Annotated in this window: 2 protein-coding genes; both read right to left on the bottom strand. The window is 67.8% G+C overall.

The window, feature by feature from the left end; all coding sequences use genetic code 11:
- A partial coding sequence (locus WBA11_RS03895) for a replication initiation protein (protein ID WP_424519414.1) occupies positions 1 to 717 on the bottom strand: 717 nt, incomplete at its 3' end.
- A gap of 518 nt (positions 718 to 1,235) precedes the next feature.
- A partial coding sequence (locus WBA11_RS03890; RefSeq protein WP_424519413.1) for a hypothetical protein occupies positions 1,236 to 1,966 on the bottom strand: 731 nt, incomplete at its 5' end.

Genomic DNA, 1,966 nt, shown 5'->3' with positions numbered 1-1,966 from the left:
GGCGGGAAGGGCCGGGCGCTCGTCGCGGGCGGCGGGGCGCACGCGGAACTTGAGCGCGGTGACGGAGCGGCCGTCCTTCTGGTACTCGACGGCGACGGCGACGTCGGAGCGCTTGTTGACTTCCTTCACGGACGCCTTGACGACGCGCTGGTTGAGCTGGGCGAAGCGCTCGTACTGGCCGTCCTCGATACCCATCATGGCCCGGTACTTTTCCAGCGGGATCCACGGGGTCTCGCCGCGGCCTCGGGCGACGTCGAGGTAGTCGACGCAGAGCTCGTAGAGGGCGAGCGAGTGCTTGGAGGCGAAGCGGTTCTGGATCGAGAGCGAGATCCGGACGTAGAGCCGGGGGTTGTGAAGCCGCTCGCGCAAGGTGGGGCCGTAGGAGAACTCGACCTGACCGCTCTTGATCTTGGCCTCGGCCAGCAGCGCGGAGACGCCCCACTCCTCGACGTTGTCCTTTCCGAGCACGTTCCACTCGACGGGTGTGGACGCGAGCGCCTTGAGGAGGTCCTTGAGATGCTCGGTGTTGCGGGTCGTGGTGCCGAGTGCGTCGAGAACCTCGCCGACGGGGACCCGGTGGATGCGGACTCGCTCCCAATCGGGGAGGTCGTCGTAGGCCCGGGCGAGGAGCACGTTCCACAAGCGGCGCGCGAGGAGGGGCACCGTGTTGGTGACCTGGACGGTCGCCGAGTGCTTGATGACCTCTGCGTAGCTCATAGCTGGGCAGTGTAGGGGTCGCGGCGTCTACCGGCTAGCGAGGCCGACCCCAGACGCTTCACAAGTCCGTGCACCTTTGGCTGAGAAAGGTGGCCGCGAGTGTGGATAACCCTGCCGTAATCGGGGCGTACGTGCCCGTGGAGGCGGGTCGCTCACAAATCGGTGCACCCTTTCACAAGTCCGTGCACCTTTGGGGCGAGGGCCGGGCGCCAGAGGCCGTATCACAAGACCGTGCACCTTTCACAAATCGGTGCACCTTTGGATCACAAGTCCGTGCACCCTTCAGCACAAATCCGTGCACCCCTCGTCACAAGTCCGTGCACCTCTCAGCACAAGATCGTGCACCTTTCGTCGCTCAACCCGTTGCGGCGCAAGGGGATCGGGCGACGCAAAACGTTTAAAACCTCTAAAACTCTTAAAAGAGGAGGGAGAAGGGGTTTGAATGATGAGGATGCCACCCGCGCGCCGCGCAACGGCGGGCACACGCCTGCGTGTGACGCCAGAGAGACTGCGTCGCTTCAATCCCCCCGTCCGACCGATTTCGCAGCCGTCTTCGCTGCGGCCCTTGCGACGGACAGGCCAACCGACCCCACACGCGCGCCGAGTGCCTTCGCTGCCGGGCCATTCAGTCGGGCGGGCGTGATGCTGACGCCGGGCGCGCGGGCCGACCGTTCGCGGAGGGTCTTGTCGAGCCGTTCGAGCCGCACCCTCACGGCCGCCGGGCCGAACTCGTCGACGCCCGCTCTCTGGGCAAGCGGCCGGACTCCAGACAACTCGGCCGACACCGTGCGGTGAACTTCTCCGGCCTGCTTCACCTCCGCCTCGGCCTTCTGGACGATCTGCCGAGCCTCGACGAATGCGCGCCCGTGCTTCGCCGCCAGCGCCGCGGCGGTGCGCGCGGGCTCCGTCGTCGTTCCTCGGGTGAGGCTGTACCGCGCCGTGGCGGGGCTCGTCTTGAGTGGCCCGTATCGCTCGGGGTCGACGGCCATCTGCTGAGCGGCCCCGTCCACGCCGCTGGACTCGGCGTCGCTCAGGAACGCCCGCGCCGCCTCTGACGGCCTCGCGTAGGTCTCCGCCATCGAGGCCCCGAACGCGCGCTTCGCGTGAGACGCGCGCGCCTGGGCATCGCCGAGTCCCTTCTGGGCGACTGAGACGGCGCTCGCTGCCTTCTCCTCGATCCGGGCGACCACCTGGAGCGCCTTCTCGCGCTCGGCCACCAGCCGAGTCGTCCGCGCGTGGTCGAGGACGG

Source organism: Rubrivirga sp., assembly GCF_049648075.1.
In the GTDB taxonomy this organism is placed as follows: Bacteria; Bacteroidota; Rhodothermia; order Rhodothermales; family Rubricoccaceae; genus Rubrivirga.
Note: the sequence above shows the minus strand (reverse complement) of the source record. Positions and strands in the feature narration are given on the sequence as shown.